The following is a 26,296-nucleotide window of genomic DNA, read 5'->3' as shown; positions in this document are numbered from 1 at the left end:
GGCATGCGGATGCGGGTCAAAGACATGCCGGCGGCCGACCGCCCGCGAGAGCGGCTGTGGCTCCACGGCGCGGAGGCGCTCGCTGACCGAGAACTACTCGCCCTTCTTCTGGGCTCAGGCATTCGGGGGCAGGACGCGGTCCAACTGGCTGGCGAGCTCCTCGCGGCGCACGGCGGGCTCCGCGGCCTGGCTCAGGCAGACCCGCAAGCCCTCGTGCAGTTCCCGGGGATGGGCCAAGCGAAAGCGGTACGGGTCGCGGCGGCCTTCCAACTGGCTCGCCGCCTACAGAACCAGGACCTGCACAGCCCTGACCGGGTCACGACCACCACCGACCTCGCTGCAGTCACCGCACCGCTGCTGCGCGGGCTGCGCCACGAACGCGTAATCGTCGTGGCCTGCGACGCGTCCGGCAAGGTCCTCCGAGTCGCCCGCATAACCGACGGTGCCACGGACCGCAGCCTGATCCCGGTGCGCGACACTCTCGCCCTGGTCCTGTCCGCCGGCGCAACGGCCTTCGGCGTGGCCCACAATCACCCCACGGGTAACCTCGAGCCGAGCACGTCCGATCGCCGGGTGACCGACCGCCTGCAGGAGGCCGCACAGGCTGTCGGTCTTCGGTTCCTTGATCACGTCGTAGTGACGGACAACGCCTGGCGCCGGGTCACAACTGACCGGTGAAGGCGGCGTTGAGGATGGAGGGTCGCAGGGCGGCGAGGGAGGGCTCGGCGTAGGCGCTGTTCAGCTGCTCCGCGAGCCGGTCGAGTGTGTTCGCGACCTGGTCCTGTACGGGGCGTGGGGGAAGCGGGATAGTCAGCGCCTCGAAACGCTTCCGGCCAAGGGTACGGTTACGTTCAGCGCCGGCCGAGCACGCCGATCCGACGAGCGCCAGCCCCTGCTTGCTGAGTAGGAAGTGCCGGAGGTAGCTAGTGTTTGCCCGGTCATCAACGGGCAGATAGAAGAAGAACCGATTCGATGCAATGTATTCTGCATGCTTCGCTTGAGTGACGGAAATTCCCCCCTCCCAGGCCATGAGATTGCTTAGCGCGAGGGCCCCTTCGGGGAACGTGAAGTAGCTGAGCTTGCTCAACCCGTCCGAAGAGACGCCGGGGTGACGAATGATGCCCCGCCCGAACGATCGAATGCCGATGGTCCGGTAGGTGCCAGTCTCGCCAATTTCTACTGGCGTGCGCGTGAAGGTCAGGATCTCGCCAATCCGAGCCGATTCACTGACGCTCGCCACGGCCGAAGCGATGAGCGATTCACAGAGGTTGGACTGAAGCTCAGACATCCGCTCTCGCAACGAAATTGTCGAATCAACGCGACTCACAAGCTCATCAAGCCTGGTGGCAACACGCCGCTGCTCATCAACATCCGGCAGCGGGACCTCGCAGCTCAGCAATTGGTCGACATTGACGCGCTGCCGCCTCGATCCCACCCCAGAAGTCCGCGTGCCCAGTGATACATGCAGCGACGGCCAAGTAGCAAGATGTCGAACGTACCGCACATCGGCACGCTCGGGATCAATGTCAAACGTAGGGAACTCGTGAGAAACGAATAGCCCGTCAAACTCTTCCGGCACGACCGTGATCGCGCCTTCCCAGGCAAATAGCTTGCTGTACACCAACTGATTCGCACCCAGGCGGTTGTACTTAGAATACTTCGTTTCTGATCCCAAGATCACAGGGCGGCGGAACAAGCCCCGGCCTCGGTTGAGGATGCCAGCTGTGGAATATTCACGGGCCGGATCGATCTGAACACCTTGTTGGCACTGCGACAAGAAGGATCCGAACTTCCGGAGTGGGTAGTCGCTCACGAACCACACTCCAGAGTCGCCTTGAGGTCGGCAAGCAGTCCGAGAATTTCCTGCTCCGTCTTGATGAGCTCTTCAACCAGCTCCCCGGGTGGCCGGTGTGCCAAATCATCATCAGCGTGGGGATTGGACAGGTCCAGGTTGTAGCCACCGTCCGTGATCTCACTCGCATCGGCCTTCCACGCATGCGCGTTGGCCTCGCGCCCGGCACGCTCCTCACCCCCCCACCACTTCGCGCACTCGGCGAACTCCTCGTAACGCATGGGCTTCGTCTTGCTGTACCCGCGCCTTCCCTCCGGCAAGGGGACTTCGTAGAACCAAGTCTCCTTCGTCGAGCCAGCCTTCTCGAAGAAGAGCAGGTTCGCGGGGATCTGCGTGTACGGGGCGAAAACGCCCTGCGGGAGGCGCACGATCGTGTGGAGATTGCACTCCCGCATCAGCTTCTGCTTGATCTTTGCTCCAACGCCACCGCCGAACAGAACACCGTTCGGAAGGACGATCGCGCAGCGGCCGCCGGGCTTGAGTCGCTCGATCACGGAGTAGAGGAAGAGCCAGGCCGTCTCGTGCGTTCCGACGCCGGCCGAGTCGAAGGCCGCCGCTACCGACTTCTCCTCCTCACCGCCGAACGGAGGGTTGGTGAGCACCACGTTGACACGGTGCTTCGGGCTGCTCTCCTCCCGCATCTTGCGTAGTGCGTTCGTGCGGATCACGTTCGGCGCGTCGATCCCGTGGAGGAGGAGGTTCATCATCCCGAGCAGATACGGGAGCGGCTTCTTCTCCATGCCGCGGATGTTGTGGTGGAGTTCGGCCAGTTCCACCTGGGAGCGCGGGAGCTCTTTCAGCTCCTCGTAGGCCTCCACGAGGAAACCGCCCGTACCGCAGGCCGGGTCGAGGATGGACTCGCCCAGCCTGAGGAAGCTCTGCTCCACCATGAACCGGATCACCGGTCGCGGGGTGTAGAACTCGCCCGAGTCACCTGCGGCGTCCCGCATCTCCTTCAGGATTGATTCGTAGACGAAGGCCATCGTGTGGATGTCATCAGCGGAGTCAAAGTTGATGTCATTGACTACGTTGACCAGGTCGCGCAGCAAGGTGCCCGAGAGCATCCGGTTGTTGACATCCTGGAAGATGGTGGAGATCACATTCCTGGGATCTCCCTCTTCATCGCTTTTTAGGTCACGCAGATACGGGAGAAGTTTCATGTTGACGAAGTCGAGGAACTCCTTCCCCGTAAATTCCGTTCTTGCTCCCCAGCTCTTCCAGTCGTATGGCGGCTGGATCACGCGCTCGTAGCCAAGGATCTCCGCCTCCCGCTCCTCCTCCACGCACACATCGAAGGCCCGGAGGAACAGGATCCACGTCAGCTGAGGCAGGCGGTCCAGGTCGCCGTTGAGGCCGGCGTCCTTGCGCATGATGTCGCGCGCCGACTTGATGGCCGACTGAAGTTCCGCGCGGGTTCGCTTCTTGGGCTGGGCGGGTACGTCAATGGCCAGTTGGCCGGTGGTGTCCTGCGGCGGCATCAGTCTTCCGTTCCGGTGGAGGCGTTCACAACTCGCGCCCAGAATTCGCGCACTGCGGTCAGCGCGCTGTCCAAGGTCGCTGTGGTCTCGGTCAGCCCCTCTGCGAGGGGTGGGTACGTGTCCCGCCACAGCAGTGGTGGGTCGGGAATCAAATGAGGGACGGCATGTGTGTCCCGGATCGTGAAGACATGCCGCACTACGCTGTACAGCTCCGCGTCGGCGCCCATTCTGGCCCGATTCCGGAGCCTGAACTCAAGCGCGGCCCGGCCCTTGAGGATCCACTCGGCCTCCGAGTCGGCTGAGAGCCGTGCAGCGATACGGTCGAAGACCACTCGGCGGCGTAGGCGTCCCAGATCTGTGGCTTCAGTCTCCGACTGGCGCTTCAGCCTGGCCTCCAGTGCCCTACGGAGTGCGACAGCGTCCTGGTACCGCTTCTCCTTCACCCCGTCACCTCCCTCAGCGCGCGCTCTACGCCGAGTTCGGCTCGCGCTCCGAGTTCCTGGGCGGCGTGCAGGAGACGGCGTCGGGTGGTCAGGCCCCGCGAGAGTGCCTCGTTCACTGCGGAGTCGACGACGTCCTGATCGACCGCGTCAGCGGCGCTCTCCGCAATGGCTCGCAGGGGTGTGGTGACCTTGAACCCCTCGTGCTGTTCGATCTCCGCAGCGCCCAGAGCGGCGCGGTGCAGCACGACAGCCGAGTCATCAGCACGAAAGCCCGGTGGTACGGTCAGGTGGATCTCCGCCGGGTTAGCGATGCCCAGATCGTGCACTGCAAGGGCCGTCGTGTGCGACACCACGGCCCTGTCCCGGCTCCAGAGGGACCAGCGGACCAAGTGGTCCGTGTCGGTGCTCGGCAGGTCGAGATACTCACGGAAGCGGTAGATGCCGCGGTCGATACGGATCCAGTTGCGCCGACCGACGTGGAAGTGCTGGGCCTGGTAGGAGTAGCCAGCCTTGAGCGCCTGGGCGGCCGTGAAGTAGCCGCGCTGGCGGGCGGCAGTGCGCCAGAGCCGGTCGCGAGTCGTGTCATCGCCGAGCACCGTGAGAGCGTAGCAGAAATACTCTTCCTAGTTTCCTTTAGTTTCACGCAGATCGATACGCGAAACTAAAAGCAGGATGTAGTTATGCGACGTCGAAGATCCGCTTAGCCAGGTCATCAATCGCCTCGTGCATCTGCGGCGCCCCGCCAAACCGTGTGGCCAGCTGCCGGACCGTACCCAACTGCTGGAAGGGTGGTACGCGCAGCGCGCCCGCCTCCAGCTCCGTGGCACCCTTCTCGGTGAAGCGATCCAACAGCGCGTCCAGCACCTCACGCGCCTCAGGTGCGAAGCTCTTGAGGAACTGATCGTGCTCACGGCGTACCCGGTGGGCCCGCTCGGACCGGCTGATCAGCGGCAGCTCCCAGGCCGCGTTGATCAGCAGATCAATGGGGTCGGCCTCGGGATGGTCGAGCTTGCGCAGCAGGTCCTCCTCCGTGATGCCGATCTCTTCGCTGTTCAGGCGCTCGCGCAGGATGTTGCGGCTCTTGGCGGTGGCCCACTGCGTCCTCAGATCCGTCGGCGACAGCTTCAGCTCCAGCACACGGTCATGCACGTATTCCCGGTAGTGGACCATGCGCATGGACTGGCCGTCAGGGTGCAGCTGGTAGTGCATGTCATTCCAGACGAAGACCTCCACGCCGTTGACGTAGATGCGCCGGGTACCGCGACTTTGGATCTCATCGACGCGGTCCTCGTCCGTGATCGCCGTCCCGTCGTCGTCCGCAGGCAGTGTGCCTCCATCACCTGACTTGAAGTCCGCTTCGGGCTCTGCGACCTCTTCGGCGGGGCCGTCCGGGCTCTCCAGCTCTTCGCGCTCGATCAGCTCTCCCTGCTGGTCTGTCCGGTCATTGATGACTCTCAGCGGCGGGCCGTCGAACTCGGGATCGTTGAACAGAACAGTCGCATCAACGAAGTCGATGATGTCGAAGGACCCCTTGTCTATGTCCAGGCACAGCCGGGTACCTCGCCCGATGATCTGCTTGAACTGCGGCATGGAGTTGATCCGGCGCACGATCACGATGTTGCGGGCCGAGGGGATGTCCACGCCGGTCGTCAGCATCTGGCTGGTCACGGCGATCACCGGCTCGTCGGTGTCGTCCCGCCGGAACCGATCCAGGAGCTCCCTTCCCGGCTTGCCGTCGTCGTCGGTGATCCGGCAGACGTAGTCCGGGTAGCGCGCGACAAGGTCGAGGTTCGCCTGGTTGAGTGCGGCGACCATGCGGTGTGCGTGATCGTTGTTCTCACAGAAGACGATCGTCTTCGCCATCCGGTCCGTATCGGTCAGGTAGTTCGTGAGGTACCGGGCTACTTCCTCGGTGCGCTCCTCAATGGCCAGCGCCTTCTCGTAGTGGCGCTGGGTATAGACCTGGTCCGGGATGGGGTTGCCGGAAGTATCGAGCTGCCCAGGTTCGGGCTTGAAGCCCGTCATGTCGACATTCAGGTGGACCCGTCGCAGACGGTAGGGGGCCAGGAAGCCGTCCTCGATTCCGTCCTTCAGGGAGTACTCGTAGACCGGCTCACCGAAGTACCCGTAGGTGTGCCGCTCCGAGTCCGCGATCGGCGTCGCGGTCAGACCGAGTTGTACGGCCTGGGAGAAGTGCTTGAGGATGCCCCGCCATTTACCCTCTTCGGCCGAGCTGCCGCGGTGGCATTCGTCCACGATGATCAGGTGGAAGTAGTCCGGAGGGTACTGACTGAAGAGCGCCGCTTCGTCCCCTCTGCTGCTGTCCAGCGACTGGTACAGCGCGAAGAAGATCTGCCGGGCGCGCTGCACCCCTCCGCTGATCTTGTGGACGACGTCTCCGAAGACTGGCTCGAAGTAGTCGTCCTTCGGCTGGTCAACCAGGATGTTGCGATCAGCCAGGTAGAGCACGCGGGGCTTCTCGCCTCCGTTCCATCCGCTCCCGCGCAACTTTGAGACCAGCTGGAACGCAACCATGGTCTTGCCGGTGCCAGTGGCCAGCGTCAGCAGGATCCGCTTCTGGCCACGGGCTATCGCCAAGAGTGCCTCGTTGACCGCTCGACGCTGGTAGTACCTGGGGCGTTTGGGGGTGAGATCGTTGTTGCGCAAGCGATGGTCGAACGGGGCGAGGATGAGCTCGCGCTCCAGATCGCTCGTGATCTTCTTCTCGCCGCAGTACCGCTGCCAAAGTTCCTCCGGGGACGGGAACGACGACACTCGGTGCCGGTTGCCGCCGATCTCGATCTCCCAGATCTCGATGCCGTTCGTGGCGTAGGCCACAGGCAGGCCCAGTCGGCGGGCGTACCGCTTGGCCTGCTCGATGCCAGCTGCGACATCCACACTCGTCCGCTTGGCCTCGACGACCGCGAGGGGCACGTCGTCGCGGTACTCCAGGACGTAGTCCGCTATCAACGCCCGCTCACGCCGATGCCGCCGCGGCGACACCACGAGCTTGCCGTCGTTGATCGAGTACTGCTCGCGGATCTGATCTTTGCTCCAGCCCGCCGCGGACAGCGCCGGCAGTACGAAGGCCCGGCACGTCTCCTGCTCGGTCAGTCCCCCTGCGCTCGCCATAACAAGATTCGTACATCAGGAGGAGGGGGCGAGGGGCGAGAATCCGTCACCCGCGGGAGGAAATCTGGGCTCCGGCGATCCGAGAGCGCCCTGCCCGGTTTCTTGTGTCCACCACATGTCCACACCTCGCGGAGCGAGCTTCCGTTTCCGCCCGACATGCCAGCGGAGTGCCTTCGCGCAGGCTCCACCCCATACGGGGTGGAGCCTCGACGGCCTGAGTAGGCCGTGGCGTCCTGCTTCTGTGTTGTTGAGCTTTGGAGGCGGCTCAGCCTTCAGCTACCGGGGGCGACGGCGGAGCGCACGTACGCGGGCGATCAAGTCAGTTTCGGACTGGCAGGCACATCCCGACCGGGGGCGGCGGGGGGTGGTCATGTCGTGCCAGGGGCCGAAGCGGGCGTCGTACTCGACGTGGCGCATCGGACCGGTGGCGTGGCTGGTGCTGCGGGCGATCATGGCTCCGACGACGAGACAGGCAGCCTGTTGGGCGACGAACCCGGCGGACGGCTGGAAGTCGTCCGCGTCGTTGGCGGTCAGCCCCATGATGTTGCTGAGTCCGCACACTGGCACTCCGAGATAGGGCGACAGGGCAGCTTGGCGTTTGGCGGACAGGCCTTCGAGGTCAGCAGGGGTGAGAGGGTCTTGGCCGCGTGCGATGCGCTGCAGCGGGAGCCCTGTCAGTGCGTGGAGGCGTTGCGGGGCGCTGGGGCCCGTGGGGATGAGTGCACGGGGGTAGTAGCAGCGCAGGCACGGTCCTTGTGGGAGGGCTTCGTGCAGGGCGAGGGTGGTGCCGGCCTGCCCGCCGGTGCTGCCGTCAAGGGTGAGATCGGCGTGGATGCGCTGGATCTCGTGGCGGGCCTCGATGCTGTGTACGGCGCCGAGGACGGTACCGGGCCAGGATGCGGTGCCGTTGTCGATGGCGTTGATGAAGTCCTGGGCGGTGTGCGGAAAGGGGTTGACGTCGAGGCGGGGCAGGTACCGGACGGCGAGGTCTGTCTTGTGGGAGCGTGCCGCTGCGTCGTTAAGGGTGCCGATGCTGTACGTCGTGACGTTCGGCGACTCGAAGAACTCTGGCTCAACGACGGTCAGTTCGCCGCTTGCCCCGAGCAGGTTCAGAATCAAGATGATCCCGGTGCCTATGGCCCCGGCACCGATCAGGGCGGTGCTCTCGAGCTCTGACACGGTGTTTGTCACCGTGCCCGGGTCCGTGCCCAGCGTCACCGGGCAGAAGTCCAACGTCGGCGCGTTCCCGTACGTGCCGGTGCGCAGCCCGGTGGTGCGTTTGAAGACTTCGGCGGTCAGGGAGGCGGCGGTCAGGACGGCGCCGAGTCCAGAGCCGGGAGCGGTCTGGTGCGGGAACGGGTGCCCGGCGTGCCGAAGCCGTACACCGTGCCCGTCGGGGATGCCGCTGAGCGCCGCGCCGGGCGGGGGCTGGGTACCGAGGTGGATGTGGAGGCAGCCTGGTGGGGCAGTGCTGACGTGCAGCGGGTGATCGGGGTCGATTCCGGTGACGAGGGCCTGGAGGTCGTCAACCACGTGGTCGGGCAGGGGTGCGGTCGCTCCGCGTGGGTCCAGGCTCAGTTGGTAGGGCAGGCGCCGCAGATCGGCGACCAGGACGGGAATCACGGTGAGGACGCCCGGGATTTCTGGGTCGGCGGTCACGTGGACTCGGGTCGCGGACATCGCCGCTCGTAGCGTGGCGGTGTCGGTTCCTGCGGCCGCGCTGGCAAGGCGTAGGCCGCGGCTGTAGTCAGTACTCATGGAGTTCGCGTACTCCTTCAGCGTCGAAGGTGAGGACCGTGGCCTCCGGGCAGGCGGAATCGATGGTGGGCGGGGAACAGACCCACCAGTTGCCGTCGTACTGCCACCAGCCCCATTGCGCGGGGTCGATCGGTGGTGAGGCGAAGGTCGGTACGACCGCGGTGACGAAGCCGCGCATTCGTAGGGAGTAGCGAAGATCTGTAGCCGACAAGAAGGCGGCGCGGGGGTGGGAGTGGAGCATTGCGCGGACCTGGAAGCCTCGCTCCTCGGCGTAGGTGAATGCCGTGTCGACGGCCTGGAGGCCGATGACGAAACGCCCGTAGGCGCGGTCCACTCCGTTTTCCCCGGCAAGAGCTACGACGGCGACGTCGCGGTCTTCAGGGGAAGTCAGGAAGAACGCCCCGGTTTCGCGGCCGAGACGGCCATGGTGTCGAACGTCGTCGACGAATGCTCCGAGCGATCGCGGCGCGATCCGCAGAGGCTCTGGCTTCATGCGGCTCGCCTGCCGTCCGCGCGGTCGATGTCGCCTTGGATAGTGTCGAGTACATAGAGCAGCGGGTTGCCGGTCGCCAACCAGGCGTGTGGACCGGTCGCCCACTCCGCGTGTAGCTGTTGCCCTTCGGCGGTGAAGGGCTTGCAGATGTCGTTGCTGGGAGCGCGGTAGCCGTCCGCGGCCAGCCACGCGCTGATTACGGTGGTCGTCCCGCCGGGTTCGTTGGCGAAGTGCACGGACGGCGGCCGATGCGGATACACCGTCCAGATCATCCGAACCGTGAACAGCGCCCGTTCACGATTGCGGGGTTGCAGTACTGCCCACAGCGTGCCAGGAGGATCCTGCTCGCGTTTTACGAGCCTGCCGCCGACCGAGGCGAGGTACTCCTCGGCCGCTGACAGGTCGCACTCCAGAAGGAGCTGGCTCTCCAGGTCCATCGTGGATCCGGTCAGCCCGAGATCGTGATCGTGCGCAGGCGCAGCCGCAGCTGGTTCCCGTGGGTGGCGAGGTCCCCGATGGTCTTGTCGGGTGGCACCGTCTCGCCGTCGTGGATCAGCTCGTATCCGGTCGTGCCGTCTGTCGTCACTTCGAACGCGGTCAGGGCGTCAGCCTGGACCGTGCTGATCAGGGTCGTCGGGGCGTATGAGTGCTGGTAGGGCTTGGCCGCGAGGGCGAAGGTCACGGTGACGTGGATGTCGTGCGGCGGGTGCTCGGACATGGCGATGAGCTCCTTTCGGAGGGATCGGAAGATCCCCATCAGTGTCAGCAAAGACACAATGATGCGCAAGTGATTGGTGGTCGATACAAAATTTTGTGTCACTAAAGACTCAGAGCATCTTTCGCGGTAAGGTCGGATCATGGCGCACAGGAGCGAAGAACCGGACCTCTTCACAGAGGAGGTGCCGACTGCCAAGGAAGTAGAGAGGCTCGACGTCAACGAGCTGGGCAGCCTGTTGCGCGAGCGACGCGGGAAGCTGTCCCTGCGCCAGGCGGCCGCCGAAGCAGGGGTGAGCTTCAGCACCTTCTCCCGCGTGGAAAGCGGTGCACAGCCTGACCTGGCCACGTTCACCCGGCTCTGCGCATGGCTCGGCGTGCCGCCCAGCCGCTTCTTCACACCGGTCGTCGAGCGCGAGATCTCACCGCTCGATCAAGCCATCAGCCACCTGCGTACCGATCCACGGCTGTCCGACGAGGCGGCTCAAAGAATCGGATCTGTCATGCGCGATCTCTACAGTGCCCTCGCACGGGAGGTAGAGCCGCCCCGCTCGGCCGTGGCCTGCCATCTCAGGGCGACGAACGTGATGCGCCCGGGGGTCCCGCAGCGGCTCGCTCCGCTCCTCAGCGACATGTACGACGAACTGCGCCGCCTCGTGGAAGCGGGTGAACTGTGACTCTCCCCAGGGGCTTCAAGGCCAACGCCGAACGACAGGCGGCCCGCCTCCGGGCTGAGCTCGGCATCGCCGAATACGGCCGGCTGCGGGTCGAACTGCTAGCCGACCACCTTGGTGTACGTATCGTGAGCGCGGACCGGCTCGTTGCGCTGGAGCGACTGGAAGAGCTCGAGCGGCTTCAGGCATACGCGTTTTCCGCAGCGACCTTTGAGATCAGCGGCAACTCGTACGTCGTCACGAACCCTCTGCGCAGTGAGGGCAGGCAGGCAAGCGACATCGCCCATGAGCTGTCGCACCTGCTCCTTGAACACGAGCTGACGGAGATCCGTGAGGTCAACGGAGTCCCGTTCCGGACCTGCCGCCCCGAACAAGAAGAAGAGGCAACCGCGCTCGGGGGAACCCTGATGCTGCCCCGCCCCCTCCTGCTCGGCGCTGTCCGGCGTGGTTGGGGACCTGTCGAAATCGCGGAAGAATACGGAGTCACCGAGGAGATGGCCCGTTTCCGGTACAACACGACCGGTGTAGCCAAGCAGGTACGACGCGGTTCATCCGGTCGGTCCTCAGCCTGACTGAGAGACTTGGGGACCACAGTCCGCTCGCTGTTCGAAGCGAAACAGGCAGGACCATGTGGGGGGTTTGATGAAGGTCTGCTTCTTGTTCAACGAGGACTGGCGGGACGGCGACAGTTGGGGCTGGCCCACCATGAAAAAGGCTTTGGTGCGTGCTTTCGTCGCCAGTACCCCACGCCACCGGCGTCATGCGAGATTCAGCTTCGGGACCATCCCGTTCGAACGTCTCGCGCAGCGAGCAGGTGGAATGGAAAGAGCTGTTGAGAGCCTTCTCGGAGAGCACTGGGCGGTGTGGAGTACCTTCGAGGGGCCAGAGCTCTGTGACGAGGCCAGCCGACTCAACGTGGCTGGCATGGTCGTGGATTCCATCACGCCGGCAGATACGCGGAGGATGCATGTCCGGCTGCGGGAATGCGGCGGCTATCTTGGCGCTGTCCAGGTTCTTCCCGCCCTTCCATCTCACTGGATCGCCTTCGACGCATCAATGTCGGCCTCGTTCAGAGTCTTCGAAGACTCATTATTTGTTTTCTATCAGAAATACCAGCTGGAAGTCTCCGATGAGCGGGATCACTCGGAAATTGATACATGGTCGAAGACGGGACTTTTCTCGTTTGTCCAGTGGGAAGATTCCGGCGTGCGAGGCACAGTATTCGATGCATACCTCAACAGAGAGCACGCCCAGCGCGTGGGTGAGCTTGAAGAACTCCTATCTGGTCAACTAGCGTCCGCACTAAACGAAGTGCTAATTCGCTGCGCCGATACCAACCCGAACCTCACCACCCGGCTCCATGGAGCCATAAAGGCGTTCGAGGAGCATGACTCCGCAGAGCAGTTGGCACATGTCTCGCTGTCCTGTCGCCGCTTCATCGAGGCCCTGGCAGATACCCTCTACCCGCCCCGCCCAGAAAAGGTCAACGGCAGGGACGTCGGCAAGGCTCAGTATCGTAACCGGATCTGGGCCTACATCAGGGAGAAGATTGAATCAAAGACTGCACAGGATTTGGTACTCGCCAACTTCGAGGACCTTGGCAAGCGAGTCGATGCTCTCGATACCGGGGCGAATAAGGGACTGCACGCAGAGAACTCCACTTCTGAGATTAACCGACTCCTCCTGACCCTCCTTGTAGTGAGTCACGACCTGTTGACTCTGGCGCCACCCGGGGGTGATTTCTCCTATGCACCCTACAAGGATGAAATCACGAGGATTACAAAGGAATTTTTGAAGCATGACGATGACTAGGATGGCTCGACTGAGCCCTAAACGCTGCCTTCAAGAAGTCGTGTCAATCTGACTGAGTCGAGGGTAACGACCCCGATACCCGACGCCGCACGGAAGGAGGTATAGAAATTGAGCCTTACTGCTATCGATCCCGATCTAGGGATACTTGACGCGACGTTAATGGATCTTGGATGTGGACGGGACTGGGCGACGGTGCACCGGGTGCGCCCCCGACCACATCTGTTATGTCCGGCCTGCCACCACCGCGTCCACGCCAAGCTCTCACCAGGTGGCGTGCGGTTCTTCGCCCATGACGCGGGAAGGTCTCAACGGTGCACGTTGGCAGGTGAGTCGGTCGCGCACCATCAGTTAAAGCTGGCGCTAGCGGAGGCTGTTCGCGCTGCGGGGCACCGTGCGTCCGTGGAGGCGGCCGGGCCCGGGGGGCGATGGCGTGCGGATGTGTTGTCGACCAGTCCCGATGGCGGCACTCGCTGGGCGTGGGAGGCTCAGCTATCCGCAGCCACCAACGAGGACATTGAACATCGCACCGCCCGCTACGCTGCCGACGGCACTGGGGTGTGCTGGGTCTCCGACCGACCCCGGAATTGGCTGGGGACCGCTCCATCGCTGTTGGTCGAGCCCGCCGACATCAGGGACGGCCTCGTCGAGGCCGGTGCGGCACGGTTCGTCACCGAGGAATGCACCTGCAGCCACGGCTACCGCACATGTCCGGCAGGTCGGCACGGCCACTGGGAAAGCGACCGTAAGGCTCCCTTAATGGATGTTGTCGCCCGAATCCTCCACTCCGCTCTGCTGCCCCATGCGCCCGCAGGTCCAGTGAACCTGGGGGTGACGGGTGCTTGGCGATGGCTATGGGCGACTCCAGAGGGGATTGCGAAGGCTGAGTCCTATGCCGAGGACGAGCGTGTCGGCAGGGAACGATGGCGCAGTCAGCAGATTGAGTACGCTGCTCGCCGGTCGCCCGAGGCCAACGCTTCCCTGGTCAGTCTGTGGCAGCGGGCGCTAGCACCCGCTGCACGGCAGCAATTGCAAGAGACGGCATTGGCGCAGGCCCGCGCCGACACCGGCAAGCCGGCGTTCGTCCATCTGGCAGCGACCGCGTATCACTTCGGCTGCGGAGTCCTGGTCACAGTGGGCTCAGCCGTGCCCGCGTCCACGCAGGGGTGGTACGGCCTGATCCGCCCGGATCCTGCGCGGCTCGATATGAAGTTGGTGAACCAGCTCGGCCTGGTGCTGTTCACGACCCCTGCCGAGGCCACCGCCCTAATCCGAGCGGCCCCGGCCGGAACGCGAGTCATCACCGTCGACATCCAGCCAGCGGGTTCGTGAGTGGGGGCCGTGAACCGGTTCTGGTGGCGCCGCGCAGTTGACTCGTGCATCGTCCGAACAAGCGCGGTCACAGCGGAGTGCCTCACAGACGGAAAGTACATGCCCCTTCGCCCGCGGGTGGAGCCATACGGCGTTTCTACTGGTCAGCCGCCTGCGGACAAGAGTACCGAAGTCGGCCCCGAGCGTGGCGAGCATGTTCGCCCGGCTGCGTGCTGACAACCCTGGTCGAGGGCATCACGACGGCCACTATTGTGACCTGCCTTAATTCCTTGTGAACTTGTCGCATGCACCGCTGGAAAGCGTTGAACGATCGGCAACTCACGCTCCTCAGGAGCATTGCTGGCGGCGAGGATCCCGGCGCTCAGGATCCGGGCATGCGGCGGTCGACCTATGCGCTGCGCGATCGGGGTCTCGTGACGGTGAGCCGCCGGGGTGGCGGCTGGCGGACGGAGGTTACTGAGGCAGGGCGGTTCTACCTGCAGCACGGTCATCATCCGGAGCATCCGGCACACGGGCGCACGGCTGCTGGTGAGTCGAAGGCACCGGTTACCGTGGCGAAGGGCAGGGTCTGCGGCTCCACGACAACGGCGACAGCTCATGGGAGCAAGCCGGCGACCACCCATAAGAAGCAGCCAACGCCGTACAGCGAAAGGCCCATCCCCGTCGCACGCCGCGCAAAAGCGACCAAGCTCGTGGAGCGATTGGTCGCCGAGCGCCATGTGGTCATAGCAGAGCCTGACGAGGATGAGATCACCGAGTGGCGACGTGTCATCGACTTCGCCAAGCGGCACAAACTCGCGCCGACGGGCAAACGCATCGAAAAGCAGCGACTGTGGAAGGCGGGCCGTGATCTGCAAATCTCGCTGGTAGACGGCCTACATGCCAACTCTGGGCGGAGGTCGCCGGAGGAGAACCCGAGGGTTGCAGTCCCCGCGCAGTTGCGCTCGCCGCACCGCGTTGTGGCGGCCTTGCGAGACAGCGACCGCCGGCTTCTTATGCCGCCCTCTCTGCGTCGCCGTGCTTTGTTGCTGCTGCAAGGGCTCGCAGCAGAGGCGGAACGCCGGGGATACAAGGTACGCGAGCAGCGGGTCCCTGAGCGTGACCATCGTTCAGCGCACTATTACAACGGCCGGTACTTCCCCGCGAGTTGTCGGGAAGGGGTGCTGGAGATCGTTATCGACGGCTTCACCAGCTGCGTCACTTTCAAGCAGGAGTTTCCCCAGTCTGCCGATCCAGACCGCTCTCAACAGCTCGCTCTGGACATCGGGTACAGCCGGTCCAAGAGGCAGCATCACTGGGGCGACCGCAAGCGGTCGAAACTCGAGGACGTCCTCGGCATCGTGCTCCGGGAACTGGAGACTCGCGCGGTCGAGGAGCAGCAGAGGAAGCTGGATGAGGAACGCGCGAAGGAAGAGCGCCGCATCCGCTGGGAAGCGGCCATGGCCACCGCCAGAGAGAAGGCTGCTCAGACTCACTTCGCAACGATTCTCCGTGAGCAGGCAAGGCAGTGGCAGGATGCGCACGCGCTACGCCAGTACTGCGACGCGCTGGAGCGCAGGCTCAACGCAGCGACAGAAGAGGACGTCGACGTCGAAGCGGCTCGCGCCTGGTTGCGGTGGGCACGCGACTACGCGGAGACCCTCGACCCTCTGACACAACTACCGACTATGCCGTCCGGGCTAGCGTTCGAGCCGGAAGATCTCAAGCCACACCTCAATGGGTGGAGTCCCTACGGTCCGGAGGCGCACGCATCGGCATGGAGCACTTTCTAAGGGGAGGCGTGCCTCGCCTTTGTGTAGTGCGAGCATCGCTAGCCGCACTCCTGACCGATGCGACAGGGCCGTGCCGTCTGTACCCGAGAGCGCGGCCCTGTCTGCGGTGAGCAGCCATGGGGTCTCCGGGCCGGTGGCCCCGGCGGTTGCCGGGGCCACGGTGTCAGTCAAGGGGTGTCGAGGTCCTGTCGGCTTGCGGTGAACTCCGCCGCCGCTTCGCGGTACATCGCCAGGAGCAGGGCCGTGTCGCACTGCTTGCGGATGCCGTCGAGCAGCAGCTTGGCCAGGGTGTAGCCGGGGTAGATGGCGATGGCTTCGTGGAGGGCGTGGCTGGCGGTGACGGTGTCGCCCTGTCGCCAGGCGACCCAAGCGAGGAGGGTGAGGAGCGGCGGCGCGTCTCCCGTGTGCGGCGGTACGCAGCGCCGTGCGAGGTAGCCCCACAGCTGCCGTTCGTAGGGAAGGTCGCTCTCTTCGCCGGTGGACAGTGCGGCGTCCCTGGCGTGCAGGTCTTGCAGGCCGTGGATGATGCGGGCGGCTGTGTCGTCCGTGAGCTGGGGTCGGCCGTTGCGGAAGTCGGCCAAGGCTCCGTTGATGATGTCGACGGTGGCGTGGCGGGTGAGCAGCCGTTCGGTCTCGGTTACGTCCTGGTAGTAGTGGCTGATGGTGGCTGTGTCGAGGGCTTCGCGGTAGCGCGCGGCGGTGGTGTCGGTGATGGGGCGGTACTCGCTGGCGACCTCAACGGCGTGCCGGAGGTGCGTCAGGCGTTCGGCGCGACCCGCTTGGGCGGCTGCGAGGAAGTCTCGGGGGTCTTCGCCGTCAATGGCGCCGAGGTGTATGCCGGTGGCCAGTTCGTAGTCAGGGTTGGTGGTGATGGCGTCGCGCAGGGCGAGCCGGGCCGCGATGAGGTCACCTTGCCTCCAGGCGACGAACGCGTACAGAGTCAGGATGGGCACGCCTTCCTGGGCGAACGGTTCGGCGCAGTGCCGGGCGAGGTAGGCCCACAGACGTCGGGCGTGGGGAAGGTCGTGGTCCTCGGCGTGCGCTATGCCGGCTTCCACGGCGACGTCATCGTTCAGTCCGACGATCAGTTGCGTGGTCAGGTCGCGGCTTAGGGCGGTGGCCCCGTCGCGGAACTTGCCGATGGCGGCGTCGATCTGGTTCACCGTCGCCATGAGCGCCGCGTCGCGCCCGGCGTTGGTTGCACTGCGCGACTTGAAGTGGTCGGCGGCGGTGTGGAGTTCGTTGATTACGTCGGGATCTGCTGTGGCCCGGAACTCTTTGATGATGTCGCGGGTGCGGGGGCCAGGCGTTCGGCCGAGGCGCGTCATCTGTGCGACGACGCTGGTCGGGTCGTCGGGCGACGGGAGCGGTTCGCCCTCGCAGCATCCGTCGATGTCGCACTCGTAGGCCCACCATCGGTTCGCGACAAGACCGATCGTCTGGAGGACGGTGGCGCTGTTCTCGTGGAACTCATCGGTGAGCCATGTGCTGATGGGAGCGAGGAGTGCCGCGGTGTCCTCGGGGCTCTGGCCGGGGCGCGGTTCGCGGCAAAGGTAGATGAGGACGCCTTGGGCTGGGTCGTGCCCGCGGTCGCGGGCGTAGGTCACGAACTGGCGGGCGGCGTGCTCGGCGGCGGCCTGCCACTCGGCGGTGTTGTCGGGAAGAGGACAGGTCATGGTCGGCCCGTCATGGAAGTTCGGGCCGGGGGCGTGGAGAGCGATGCTGTCGTCGGGGTAGTGGCCGAGGAGGTACGGCAGGATCTGGGCGAGGTTGGGCAGGGTGGTGACCTGCACGGTGTTGTCGGTCGTGCTCACTTCTGGGTTCCTTCTTCCTGCGGTTCGGGGTCGGTCTGCCCGATGCGGGCGGGCGGAGCGGGGGCGGCGATGCCGCGTGGCTTGTTCGTGAGGGCGGGGAGCAGCCGTTCGCGGACGAGCGCGGCGAGGTCGGTGGCCAGGGCCTTGCTGGTGCGGGTGGTCAGGACGGTGTGCCAGGTGCGGCCGGGCTGGAGCCGGGCGTCGTTGGCGGCTTGCGCTTCGGCCTGCTCGATGTCGGTGCCGCCGGGGATCGGCGGCAGGTCGGGGCCCGCGGTGATCCAGGTCTGGATGGCGAGGCCGCGGGGCTGGATGCGCAGGCCGATGCGGTGCCCGTCGGGGTGGTGGTAGGTGGCGGTGCGTTCGGGTGTGTCGGTGTCCTCCTTGTGCCATGGCGGGTCGAGGGTGGGGGCGATGTGGTCGAGGGGCGGCACGTCGATTTCGTCGCGGGGCCCGGCGAAGGCCGGGCGTCGGCGGCGTGTTGTGGGGGTGGTGCCGGGTCGGGCGAATGGGTCGGGCTCGGTCACGCGGCCTTCTCTTTGCTGGGCATGAGCTCGTCGAGGAGGGCGAGGGCCCGGCGGTGGGCGATGATGGTGGTGGCTGTGTCCATGTACTCGTCGCGCTGCTCGAAGGCTTCGGCGGCTTCGGCACGGGTTTTGGCGTAGTCGTCGTCCGGCGCGAGGGAGTCGGCGCAGCCGATGAGGCAGCGAGGGCCGAGGTCCCAGATGATCGCGTTGACGGCGGCGCACCCGGCGGACAGCGAGTCGATGTCGTTGCCGTACCAGTGGAAGTCGTGCGGGTTGAGGCCGAGGTCGCGCAGGCGCTGGGCGACGGAGCGGAACATGGTGCCGGAGCCGACGGCGGGTTCGCGGAAGGACATGCCTGGCTTGGCGAAGTCCTTGTCCACTGTCATGTTGGCCATCAGGTCCGTGATGCACGCCGGCGTGTGGTACTCGCCGCGCCACTTCTTGTCGCTCTTGTGGCGCAGGCCGGTGAGCAGGGGGCTGAGGACGTCGGCCTCGGAGCGTCGCCAGACGTCGTCGTGGCCGGTGAGGTCCATCAGGCCGGTGTTGATGGCGGCGCGGGTGACGGTGTGGACGGCGCGGAGTTGCTGCTTGTCCGGCTCGGGGTTCCAGGCCCAGTCGTGCAGGCGTATCGCACGATTGATCAGGTCGGGGCGCTTGATCCAGTGGCCGAGGTAGATCTCCTTGAACAGCTGCGGGAGTTGCTCGGGCCGTAGGTTGAGCACCCAGTCCGCCATGCCGGGCACGTTGCGCAGCAGGGAGAGCCCGGCGACGGTGCCGAGGGGAACGTCGATGCTGCTGCCGCCGAAGGACTGATACCAGGCATCGAGGACGTTCTCCGCGATCTTGCGGGCATGCTCGTGCGGGTCACGTGGGGCGGCGTAGCGGCGGGCGGTGATCTTGCCCGTGGGGCGGGCCTTGGGTCGGGGCGGGGGCTTCTTCGCCCATGAGGGCGCGGGCCGCGCGGCGGTGGCCGGGGCTGCCGCGCGGGGCAAGAAGTCGTCGGACATGGCTGCGGATTCCTTTCTGCGGGCGCGCATAGGTCCGCCCCGGTGCGCGGTGCGCGACCGGGGCGGTGCGTGGAGCGGGTTGGGAGCGGGATCAGCTGGTCTGCTGGAGGTCCCGGAGGGTGGCGAAGATGCCGCGGACCTCGATGGCGTACGCGGCTTCGGGGTGTCCGGCTTGGCGCAGTCCGCCGATGAGGAACATCAGGGCCGCCTCCTCGGCGTCCATGTCGCTGATGAGCTCGTCGAAGCTTGAGTCGCGCAGCTCGTCGGGGCGGTGCTCGTAGCCGACGCGCAGGGTCTTTTCGATCTCGGCGAGGGTCGTCGCGGTCTGGTTGTTGGTGAGGCCGAGCAGTTGGGCCCAGGACGTCAGGGTGGCGTCGTCAACGGGGAGCTTCACGGGCTGGTGCCTTTCAGGTGGGCCGTGCCCGGCCGCGTGGTGCGGCCGGGCACGGGTGTGGTCAGGAGGTGGGGGCGGTGGGGAAGGGGTCGCTCTTGTGGTCGGGGTGGCAGGCGGCGTATACGCCGCCGGGCAGGCGTTCGGTGATGACGCCCCATCCGGCCCAGCGCATGACGGCGAGGTAGCCGAGGTCTCCGCCGGCGAAGCCGGTGCGGGCCTTGGCTCCGGGGTCGGGCTGGATGAACACCCAGCCGGGAAACTGGCCGGTGTCGTCGGGCATGACCTGGAAGCCGGGGCGCAGTTCGTGGATGCCGTCGGTGTGGATGGGCGGCATTCCGGCGGCGGTCAGGATGCGCACGGCCTCTTGGACGTGCGGGTGACTGTGGTGCTCGGGCAGGGTGCCGACGCCGGTGTGGATGGGGCGCTCGTACGGCAGGCGGCCGACGGCGGCCTTGTAGATGTCCATGAGGAGTTGTGCGTCTTCGCGGCGGCCGGCGTGGCGCATGGCGATGTTCGCGACGATGACGATGGAGTGCCGGTCCTGGGTGAACAGGCGGCGGAACTGGTCGAGGGTCATGCCGGTCGACACCTGCACCCGGGCGAAGGTGCGCGAGGCGAGGCGCATGGCGTGAGCGACGTGTTCGGGGTCGAGCCCTATCTCGTGGGCGAGTTGCAGGACTCCGGTTGAGTAGTCGTTCATGGGGTTCTCCAAGAGGCGCTTGCGCGTATGGGTGCGCCCCCGGCCGAAGCCGGGGGCGCGGGGTTCTCCGGGGTTCGGGCCGGGCTAGCGGCGTCCGCATCCGGCGTGGCCGCAGCCACCGCAGAAGCCGCCGCTGTTGCACTCGCAGCCGCATCCCTGGTTCTGGGTTTCCACTTCCAATTCCCCTTCCGGTTCGGGCATTTCCCGAATTCCTTACTTATATCTTAATGGCAAATACCCCAAAAGCAAGGTACACCCAAACGAATGCGCATTTAGTTTCCGCAATTCAATTCCCTAATTCGCGGCGGCCGGAATGAGCTCGGGCCAGCGGACCGACTCCAGCGCGCGGCGGTGCGAGTCGGGCACGGGCACGGTGGGGTAGCCGAGCCAGTCGAGGCCCATCGCGGCGAGGATCGTGGCGTCCGCTTGGTCGTAGCGGCCCGGCCCCTCGCACTCGACCCCGTACCGCTCGACGGCCACCGAGCGCACCATGCCCTTCGCGACGCGGGACCGGTCCTTGCGAGGCCACTCGTGCGCGGGGTTTGCCCGGCCGGTCGCGTAGATCGTCCGCCCGTGCGGGGTGACGACGGCATACGGGATGCGGTGCCGCCACAGGTACTGGGTGACCAACCACCACAGCCCGGCCAGCTCGTGGTGCCCGGCCTGCGCACCCTGGGCGTACGCGGCGCCCTCGACGACCACCAGGTCCGCTCCGTCCTTCACACTCAGCGCGACGGCCGCGACCAGCCAGTCCAGCCGTTCATGGCTCCGGCGTCGACCGGGCCGACAAGCGTGCGCCCAGTCCGTGCCCGCGATGCCGGTCGAGGTCAGCGACAGGTCAAGGCCCACCACCCGGGGCTGCCACTCCCCCTCTTCCTGGACGCTCGGCAAGGTCACCGGCGCGCTCTGGAACTCCGCGGTCACGCGGCACCTCCCGCGCGCCGGATGACCTCCGCCATCGACAGCTCCCGCCGGAACGGGACGCCCATCTCCTCCTCCAGGTCGGCGTACTCGCGCGCCAGCTCGGGCCGGAGCCTGGCCGCGCACTCCAGGTCCGGGGCGGAGGCGAGGACGCACAGGCTGCACGAGAGGCGGGACATGCCGGCGTCGTACGCCCAGTGGTAGGGCAGGCCCTGTTCCCGGATGCGCTGCCATACCTCGGCGGTGCTCCAGCGCAGGACCGGGTACCACTGGGTCACCGTGCGGCGCCCGTTACTGGCCCGGTGGTCGACTTCGACGGCGGGACGCCGGGCGCGGGCTCGGGATTCCTCCGCCCGGAAGCCCATGACGTGCACGATCCGCGCCGTGCGGCCAGGGATGCCGAGGCCGTTCACCTGCTCGGTCATGAACCGGTGTGCCACGCCCCGCTTCTCCGACGTGCAGAACCTGGTCGTGAGGTGCGGGAACTGTCCGCGCGCCCGGATGCGGTGAACGAGGGACGGCCACTTCGTCATCCGGCGGACCTCGAACGGAAGCCCGTAGTGGGCTGCCTGACGGCGTGCCAGGTCCACCGTGCCGGGCCACTCCACGCTGTGACGGCGCGGGGTGCGCCCGAGGTCGATGTGCAGGACCACGATGCGGTCGCGGACCCCGGCCTCGTCGGCCAGGCGTACCGCCTCGTCCATTGCGGCGATGCTGTCCTTGCCGCCGGAATTGCTGACGATGATGCGGTGAGCGGAAGCAAGGTCGGGCACCGGCTCGGGGCCGCTCACAGCGCGGGCGCTGACCAGCTCGAACTGACCGTTCACCGGCTGTCCCCTCGGGTTATGGCCAGGTGCTTGGTGATCAGCCGGTCGGCCTCGGTCATGGCCGGGCTCCGGCGCCGGTCGACAAACTCACCCTCGTAGCTGCCAGCCGGGCCCCACAGGTACCAGCCGGTGTCGTGGTAGCCGTCCTTCGGGTTCCTACGGCGGTGGCCCAGCTCCCACCAGCCGTCGCGCCAGCGCACCAGGCGCTTCGCGTCGGAGTCGGCCACCCAACCGGCACGCTCCGCCAGGGCCTGGAGGCGGGCCAAGTCGGTGCGAAGCATGGCCGTTTCGGCTGCGGCGTCCAGATCGCGCGGTGCCGTCGGCTCGGCACCGCCCGCCTGAAATGCGAGTGCGGCGGCGGGGCGCGGGCCGAGTTGGCGCACGGCTTCGTCCCTCTGCCGGGCGACGCGACGCAACAGGCTGGCCGCGCCGGACAGTCCCCGCCCCTCCAGCCACGTCGCGGTGGCGTCGACCTCAACGCCCACGGAACGGTCGTTCATGTCGTACTCCTTCGGTGGGGCCGTCTCGGCGCGCGCCGAGACGGCCCCAGGTGTGCAGCGTTACGGGCGGGCGGCCTTGGGGGTCTTGGGGTCCTTCTGGATGCAGTTGCCGGACTCGGGCATCGCCCGGCGGTACGCGACGAGGTCCTGGAACCGCGCTCCGGGACGGAACTTCACGACCCGGCGCTCAGCGAGCTCCACCGGCTCACCCGTCTGCGGATTGCGGCAGGTCTGCGCCGGGCGCGTCTCGGGCGTCAGGCTGCCGAAGCCGGTGACGGAGACGACTTCACCGCCGACGACGGCGCGCACCATCGCGTCGAGCGTGGTCTCCACGGCGAGTTTGGCCTGAGCGCGGTCGCCGGTCGCCGCGGCCACCACCTCGATGAGCTGGGCCTTGTTCACTGGGTCTTCCTTCCGATTCGAGTGGTTCGCAGGAGTCGAGGGGCGCGCACGCCACGCCGCGGGCCAGGGATGCAGCCCGAAGCCGGGGTCCGCACACTGCTCACAGGCCGGACCACGAATGCACACATGATGATTCATAAATGTCACCTACTTTGAGTCAGCCGTGCACACGGACCAGGAGCTTCCCGGCCGCGAGAACCTGGGAGATGGGCAGAGCGACGGCCACGAAGTCGGCCGAGACCAGGTGCGGTTCCTCACCGCGGCCGGGCTTGCCGGGCACGATCCACACCGTGCCGGTGGCATCGGCGTAGCGCGCCCCGACCTCAAGGAACTGACCGGCGAAGGAGAACCGGCGGACACGCAGCGACGTGGACCACCCTTCGCCGGGCTCGGGGCCGTCCCAGCCGTGCGGGGTCTGGAGGCCGAGGAAGTCGCTTCCGGCAGTCACGAGGGTGCCCACCGGGCCCAGGGAGCGGAACTCGATCGCCTCCCCGTTGGCGCCGGCGTTCAGCCACAGGGACAGGTCATCGGGGCTGAGCTGCACGGGGCGCCCCTGGGCCAGCGGGTGGTTGCGGGCGTCGAGCATGATGCGCAGCAGCACGCGCCAGGGCAGGCGGTGAAGGTGCGATGCGGCGGGAACGGTGAGCTGCGCGACGCCTTCGGTGAAGCGGAGCAACTGGTGGCCTTCGACGGTCAGGTGCTCGATGGTGACGGTGTCGGACGACTCCAGCCAGCCGCGCAGCGCGGCGACGTCGTCGAAGCCGATAGGCGCTGTCCACACGTCGCTCCCCTTGCCCGACGCGCGAGCGACGGCGAGCGTCCGCGCGCTGCATCCGACGACGTGCAGGTAGCGGGAAGCGCAGTCGAGGATCAGAGTTTCGGGCTCGCAGGTGTCGTCGGCCTGGTAGCGGTGCGGGGCGGCCTGGTCGAGGACGACCGCCAGGTCTCGGGCCTTGATGGTGAACACAGTTACTCTCCGCAGGAGTTGTCGGGGCGAGGACGGAAGCCGGAAGTACGCTTGCGGGCCCGGCGGGCCCGCTGGGCGAGCTTGTCGGCTTCCAGACACAGGGAGCAGGCGCGCTCCCTGCGCCGTCTGTGGGCGCGGGCACCGGCTTCGGTGCCGTGGGTGATCGGACGACGGCCGCGTTCGAGCAGTTCGGCGGGCCGCGCGCCCTTGCAGGTCTCAAGGACCCGCCCGTTGCGCCAGAACCGCCCGCCGCACACGCCGTCGAACAGGCTCATGTTTGGCAGGACCAGGTCGATGCACTGGGATCGCAACGGGCAGCTCTGGCAGATCGCGAGGAGGGCGCGCACCAGCGGCTCCGTCGGGGCTTCTGCCGCCGTCTGTTCAGACGTGAAGCGGGCATCCCCGGCGCAGGGGGCTTCGCCGGCCCACCCGATGCCGCTCATCTGCTCCTCCTCTCGATCTAGGCGGTCGGCGGCAGCGGCATCAGGCGCGCCTGGTCGCTGACGCTGGAGCCGTACGGGTGGGCGAAGCCGGGCGGCACCGGTGTGAGGTGACGGTCAGCCAGCGGCGGCAGAAGGAAGATCTGCGCCACGAGGCGGGTGAGGGCGTCGTCGCAGGAGTCGCTGAGGCGCGGCCGGACCGCGGGAACGTGTTCCTCACCGTCGTGCTGGTCCTCGACAACTCCGACGACGCGGCCCCCGCCAGCGCGGCCGTCCACCACGACCGCCGTGGCTGCCGGGTGGTGCCCGCGTATCAGCTCGGCCACGCGCGCCACTCGGTCGACCGGTGGCAACTCCAGGAGCCAGCTGCCGTCCATGGCCGTGTTGCGGTGCACGAGCGCCCACGCCGGTGAGGTCGGGGGAATGAGTGCGTGCTCGGTGTCGAGGGCGATGTCCTCGGCGATCTCGTTGAGCGGATGGCCCGGCTCGGTGCCGTCCCACAGCCAGGGGCACCCCCCGAGCGGGCTGGTCTGCTCACCGAGCACGCCGTGCACGGTGACGCTGCGGTGTTCGCCGCTCCGGTCGAAGGCCACGTAGGCGGCCTGGGGGCAGCGGGCGCGGATCTTGGCCGCAAGGTGGTCGGTGATGCCCAGACAGTGAGCCTGCTCGGCTCGGCGGAGCGCGAGGGCCAAGTGGTCTCGCTGCTTGGCGAGGATGATCACTGCGTCGTGGGCTGCCGGTGTCATGGCAGGGATATCCCTTCTTCTTCGGAGGTGGGGGTCAGGCAAGGACGGGCTTGAGGCGTTCACCGATCCAGCGCGCGACGTTGACGCTCACCGCGTTGCCGGCCTGCTGGGTCTGGGCAGCCTTGGTGCCGACGACCTCGTACGTCTCGGGGAACCGTTGGGCCGACAACTGCTCGCGGGGCTGAAGCATCCGGAAGTAGCAGTCCTCGATGGCGGGGGCGCTGCGCACGATCGCCGCCGAGTCGCGGGTGGAAAGGGTGTGCAGCGGCCCGGCCGCGGTCTTCGGCGACGCCTTGCGGTACGGGATGACCAGGGTGTTGCGAGCCCTGGTCCGCACGTCGCCATCAGGCACGATCAGGCCGTGATGGCGGGCCGTGGCAATCGTGCTGAGCGGAGCGTCGATCGGCGCGGCGTCGCAGTTGTTGCGGAACTCCACGATGAACGGGTCCACCGTGACGAGGGCTTCGCTCTCGCGGGTGGTGCGGGTGCGCATCGGCTCGGCCGCCGAGGTCGCAGTGTCGTTCCACGAGCCGCCGACCGGCACCAGGAGGGCTTCGCCGAGCTTGGCCGTGCGGGTGGGCAGCGGCCGGGCGTGCGGGGAGAAGGCCCGGTCCGTTCCGTCCTTGCCGTGGGTGAGCGTGACCACGGACGGCTTGTAGGGGAACTTGTCCAGACCGGCCGCGATCCGCCGCATGGTGTTGGGCACTAGCGGCTTGGTGCGGTCCCCGATCCGCTGGCCGATGTTGTCCCAAAGGATCACGTCGGAGGCGGGCCGGACATACGGCTCCACCAGGGCGTGTCGGCAGCGGGTGTTCGGGCACCGGTAGTCGTACTGCTGCTGGTACTTGCCCACCTTCACCCGCGGGTCGCGCCAGCTCTGGCGCGCCTTGACGTCCCGCCCGCACTCCACGCAGTAGGCCAGCGGGCGCGGCGCAAGATCGGGGCGGCGGATGCCGGACAGGGTGAAAACCAGATACACGCGATCGCGCCACTGAGGGGCGTACGCATTGGTCTCCGAGCCGATGTGCGCGGAGGACACCGAGACGATCTGGACCCGGTAGCCGAGCTTCTTCATCGCGCGAATCCACTCGGGGAACAACAGCCAGTCGGTGATGAACTCAACGACGTTCTCCACGACGACGCAGGGGAACCGTTTCGCCTCGGCAGCGCGCAGCACGCACCAGGCGGTCACTCGGGTCATCTCGAAGGCCTCGGGCGGCAGTTCGCGCCACTGCTCCTCTTCCTCGAAGAGGGCGTCCTGCACGGGGTCGGGGCGTTTCCGCCCGCCGGCGGGGCTGACCTCGGTGCAGATGATCGAGGCCCAGAGCACCAGGGCCTTGGGGAGCCAGCGCATGGGGTAGTTCTGGATGTCGGCGCAGCGAGCCGACGCGGTCGGGTGGTTGATCGAGAAGGTGTCGATCGCGGTCTGCCAGTGATTGATGCCGAGGATCGGCTCGAATCCGGCTTCGAGCAGACCCTGGCCATCTCCGCCCGCTCCGCAGAGCAGGTGGATAGATCGGGGCAAGGTCGTGGTCTCCAAGAGGCGGGGCCGCCCGGCCCGGTGGGCGGGCCGGGCGGCCGTGGTCAGGACTGGTCG

The 26,296-nt window shown here is 66.7% G+C and carries 28 protein-coding genes; 6 read left to right on the top strand and 22 right to left on the bottom strand.

What is annotated here, in order from left to right; translation table 11 throughout:
- The first annotated feature begins 3 nt into the window (after positions 1-3).
- Complete coding sequence (gene radC, locus ABZ848_RS00370; RefSeq protein WP_360822822.1) at positions 4-678, top strand: DNA repair protein RadC; 675 nt, start codon at positions 4-6, stop codon at positions 676-678.
- Here radC and ABZ848_RS00365 read toward each other — a convergent pair.
- The 9 genes from ABZ848_RS00365 to ABZ848_RS00325 form a co-directional block, all read right to left on the bottom strand.
- A complete protein-coding gene (locus ABZ848_RS00365; protein ID WP_360822820.1) occupies positions 662-1,813 on the bottom strand; it encodes a restriction endonuclease subunit S in 1,152 nt (383 codons plus the stop codon). The two genes, radC and ABZ848_RS00365, sit on opposite strands and share 17 nt — an antisense overlap.
- Positions 1,810-3,330, bottom strand: a complete 1,521-nt coding sequence (locus ABZ848_RS00360; protein ID WP_360822817.1) for a class I SAM-dependent DNA methyltransferase — start codon at positions 3,328-3,330, stop codon at positions 1,810-1,812. The genes ABZ848_RS00365 and ABZ848_RS00360 overlap by 4 nt, the downstream gene beginning before the upstream one ends.
- Entirely contained in the window at positions 3,330-3,773 is a 444-nt protein-coding gene (locus tag ABZ848_RS00355; protein ID WP_360822814.1) for a hypothetical protein, read from the bottom strand. Before ABZ848_RS00355 ends, ABZ848_RS00360 begins: the two co-directional genes overlap by 1 nt.
- Positions 3,770-4,369: a type IV toxin-antitoxin system AbiEi family antitoxin domain-containing protein gene (locus ABZ848_RS00350; RefSeq protein ID WP_360822811.1), complete on the bottom strand. Its 600-nt coding sequence runs from the start codon at positions 4,367-4,369 to the stop codon at positions 3,770-3,772. The genes ABZ848_RS00355 and ABZ848_RS00350 overlap by 4 nt, the downstream gene beginning before the upstream one ends.
- Positions 4,370-4,451: 82 nt before the next feature.
- The gene (gene hsdR, locus ABZ848_RS00345; RefSeq protein ID WP_360822808.1) at positions 4,452-6,905 is read right to left on the bottom strand and encodes an EcoAI/FtnUII family type I restriction enzme subunit R; all 2,454 of its coding nucleotides are present in this window, start codon (positions 6,903-6,905) and stop codon (positions 4,452-4,454) included.
- 276 nt (positions 6,906-7,181) lie between these two features.
- Positions 7,182-8,663, bottom strand: coding sequence for a hypothetical protein (locus tag ABZ848_RS00340; RefSeq protein ID WP_360822805.1), 1,482 nt, complete (start codon positions 8,661-8,663; stop codon positions 7,182-7,184).
- Complete coding sequence (locus ABZ848_RS00335; RefSeq protein ID WP_360822802.1) at positions 8,653-8,997, bottom strand: hypothetical protein; 345 nt, start codon at positions 8,995-8,997, stop codon at positions 8,653-8,655. The genes ABZ848_RS00340 and ABZ848_RS00335 overlap by 11 nt, the downstream gene beginning before the upstream one ends.
- Before the next feature lie 155 nt (positions 8,998-9,152).
- On the bottom strand, positions 9,153-9,593 hold the full coding sequence (locus tag ABZ848_RS00330; RefSeq protein ID WP_360822799.1) for a hypothetical protein: 441 nt from the start codon (positions 9,591-9,593) through the stop codon (positions 9,153-9,155).
- An 11-nt stretch (positions 9,594-9,604) separates the two neighbouring features.
- A complete protein-coding gene (locus ABZ848_RS00325) occupies positions 9,605-9,874 on the bottom strand; it encodes a hypothetical protein (protein WP_360822796.1) in 270 nt (89 codons plus the stop codon).
- Between the two features lie 139 nt (positions 9,875-10,013).
- On the opposite strand from ABZ848_RS00325, the gene ABZ848_RS00320 reads away from it, so the two are divergent.
- The 5 genes from ABZ848_RS00320 (at position 10,014) to ABZ848_RS00300 (ending at position 15,457) form a co-directional block, all read left to right on the top strand.
- The gene (locus ABZ848_RS00320) at positions 10,014-10,547 is read left to right on the top strand and encodes a helix-turn-helix transcriptional regulator (RefSeq protein ID WP_360822793.1); all 534 of its coding nucleotides are present in this window, start codon (positions 10,014-10,016) and stop codon (positions 10,545-10,547) included.
- Positions 10,544-11,116, top strand: a complete 573-nt coding sequence (locus tag ABZ848_RS00315) for an ImmA/IrrE family metallo-endopeptidase (RefSeq protein ID WP_360822790.1) — start codon at positions 10,544-10,546, stop codon at positions 11,114-11,116. Before ABZ848_RS00320 ends, ABZ848_RS00315 begins: the two co-directional genes overlap by 4 nt.
- An 85-nt stretch (positions 11,117-11,201) precedes the next feature.
- Complete coding sequence (locus ABZ848_RS00310) at positions 11,202-12,356, top strand: hypothetical protein (RefSeq protein WP_360822787.1); 1,155 nt, start codon at positions 11,202-11,204, stop codon at positions 12,354-12,356.
- A gap of 609 nt (positions 12,357-12,965) precedes the next feature.
- The gene (locus ABZ848_RS00305; RefSeq protein ID WP_360822784.1) at positions 12,966-13,685 is read left to right on the top strand and encodes a hypothetical protein; all 720 of its coding nucleotides are present in this window, start codon (positions 12,966-12,968) and stop codon (positions 13,683-13,685) included.
- Between the two features lie 284 nt (positions 13,686-13,969).
- Positions 13,970-15,457 (top strand): hypothetical protein, encoded by a 1,488-nt coding sequence (locus ABZ848_RS00300; protein WP_360822781.1) that lies wholly within the window; start codon positions 13,970-13,972, stop codon positions 15,455-15,457.
- A 167-nt stretch (positions 15,458-15,624) separates the two neighbouring features.
- On the opposite strand, the gene ABZ848_RS00295 is transcribed toward ABZ848_RS00300, so the two are convergent.
- The 13 genes from ABZ848_RS00295 to ABZ848_RS00235 form a co-directional block, all read right to left on the bottom strand.
- Complete coding sequence (locus ABZ848_RS00295; RefSeq protein WP_360822778.1) at positions 15,625-17,250, bottom strand: DUF4192 family protein; 1,626 nt, start codon at positions 17,248-17,250, stop codon at positions 15,625-15,627.
- 17 nt (positions 17,251-17,267) lie between these two features.
- Entirely contained in the window at positions 17,268-17,795 is a 528-nt protein-coding gene (locus tag ABZ848_RS00290; RefSeq protein WP_360822775.1) for a hypothetical protein, read from the bottom strand.
- Positions 17,792-18,802, bottom strand: coding sequence for an N-6 DNA methylase (locus tag ABZ848_RS00285; RefSeq protein ID WP_360822772.1), 1,011 nt, complete (start codon positions 18,800-18,802; stop codon positions 17,792-17,794). The genes ABZ848_RS00290 and ABZ848_RS00285 overlap by 4 nt, the downstream gene beginning before the upstream one ends.
- A 91-nt stretch (positions 18,803-18,893) precedes the next feature.
- Complete coding sequence (locus ABZ848_RS00280; RefSeq protein ID WP_360822769.1) at positions 18,894-19,196, bottom strand: hypothetical protein; 303 nt, start codon at positions 19,194-19,196, stop codon at positions 18,894-18,896.
- Positions 19,197-19,257: 61 nt separating this feature from the next.
- Entirely contained in the window at positions 19,258-19,896 is a 639-nt protein-coding gene (locus ABZ848_RS00275; RefSeq protein ID WP_360822767.1) for a hypothetical protein, read from the bottom strand.
- Positions 19,897-20,190: 294 nt separating this feature from the next.
- Positions 20,191-20,820 (bottom strand): hypothetical protein, encoded by a 630-nt coding sequence (locus ABZ848_RS00270; RefSeq protein WP_360822764.1) that lies wholly within the window; start codon positions 20,818-20,820, stop codon positions 20,191-20,193.
- A complete protein-coding gene (locus ABZ848_RS00265) occupies positions 20,817-21,644 on the bottom strand; it encodes a phosphoadenosine phosphosulfate reductase family protein (RefSeq protein ID WP_360822761.1) in 828 nt (275 codons plus the stop codon). The genes ABZ848_RS00270 and ABZ848_RS00265 overlap by 4 nt, the downstream gene beginning before the upstream one ends.
- On the bottom strand, positions 21,641-22,144 hold the full coding sequence (locus ABZ848_RS00260; RefSeq protein ID WP_360822758.1) for a hypothetical protein: 504 nt from the start codon (positions 22,142-22,144) through the stop codon (positions 21,641-21,643). The genes ABZ848_RS00265 and ABZ848_RS00260 overlap by 4 nt, the downstream gene beginning before the upstream one ends.
- 60 nt (positions 22,145-22,204) lie before the next feature.
- On the bottom strand, positions 22,205-22,546 hold the full coding sequence (locus tag ABZ848_RS00255; protein WP_360822756.1) for an HU family DNA-binding protein: 342 nt from the start codon (positions 22,544-22,546) through the stop codon (positions 22,205-22,207).
- A 157-nt stretch (positions 22,547-22,703) separates the two neighbouring features.
- Positions 22,704-23,513, bottom strand: coding sequence for a hypothetical protein (locus tag ABZ848_RS00250; RefSeq protein WP_360822753.1), 810 nt, complete (start codon positions 23,511-23,513; stop codon positions 22,704-22,706).
- A 2-nt stretch (positions 23,514-23,515) separates the two neighbouring features.
- The gene (locus ABZ848_RS00245) at positions 23,516-23,956 is read right to left on the bottom strand and encodes a hypothetical protein (protein ID WP_360822750.1); all 441 of its coding nucleotides are present in this window, start codon (positions 23,954-23,956) and stop codon (positions 23,516-23,518) included.
- Positions 23,957-23,973: 17 nt separating this feature from the next.
- Positions 23,974-24,699 (bottom strand): hypothetical protein, encoded by a 726-nt coding sequence (locus tag ABZ848_RS00240; RefSeq protein WP_360822748.1) that lies wholly within the window; start codon positions 24,697-24,699, stop codon positions 23,974-23,976.
- A 34-nt stretch (positions 24,700-24,733) separates the two neighbouring features.
- Entirely contained in the window at positions 24,734-26,224 is a 1,491-nt protein-coding gene (locus ABZ848_RS00235; RefSeq protein WP_360822745.1) for a DNA cytosine methyltransferase, read from the bottom strand.
- Positions 26,225-26,296: the final 72 nt, after the last annotated feature.

It is taken from the genome of Streptomyces sp. NPDC047081, assembly GCF_040643775.1.
GTDB lineage: Bacteria > Actinomycetota > Actinomycetes > Streptomycetales > Streptomycetaceae > Streptomyces.
This window is presented reverse-complemented; position numbering and strand designations above follow the sequence as displayed.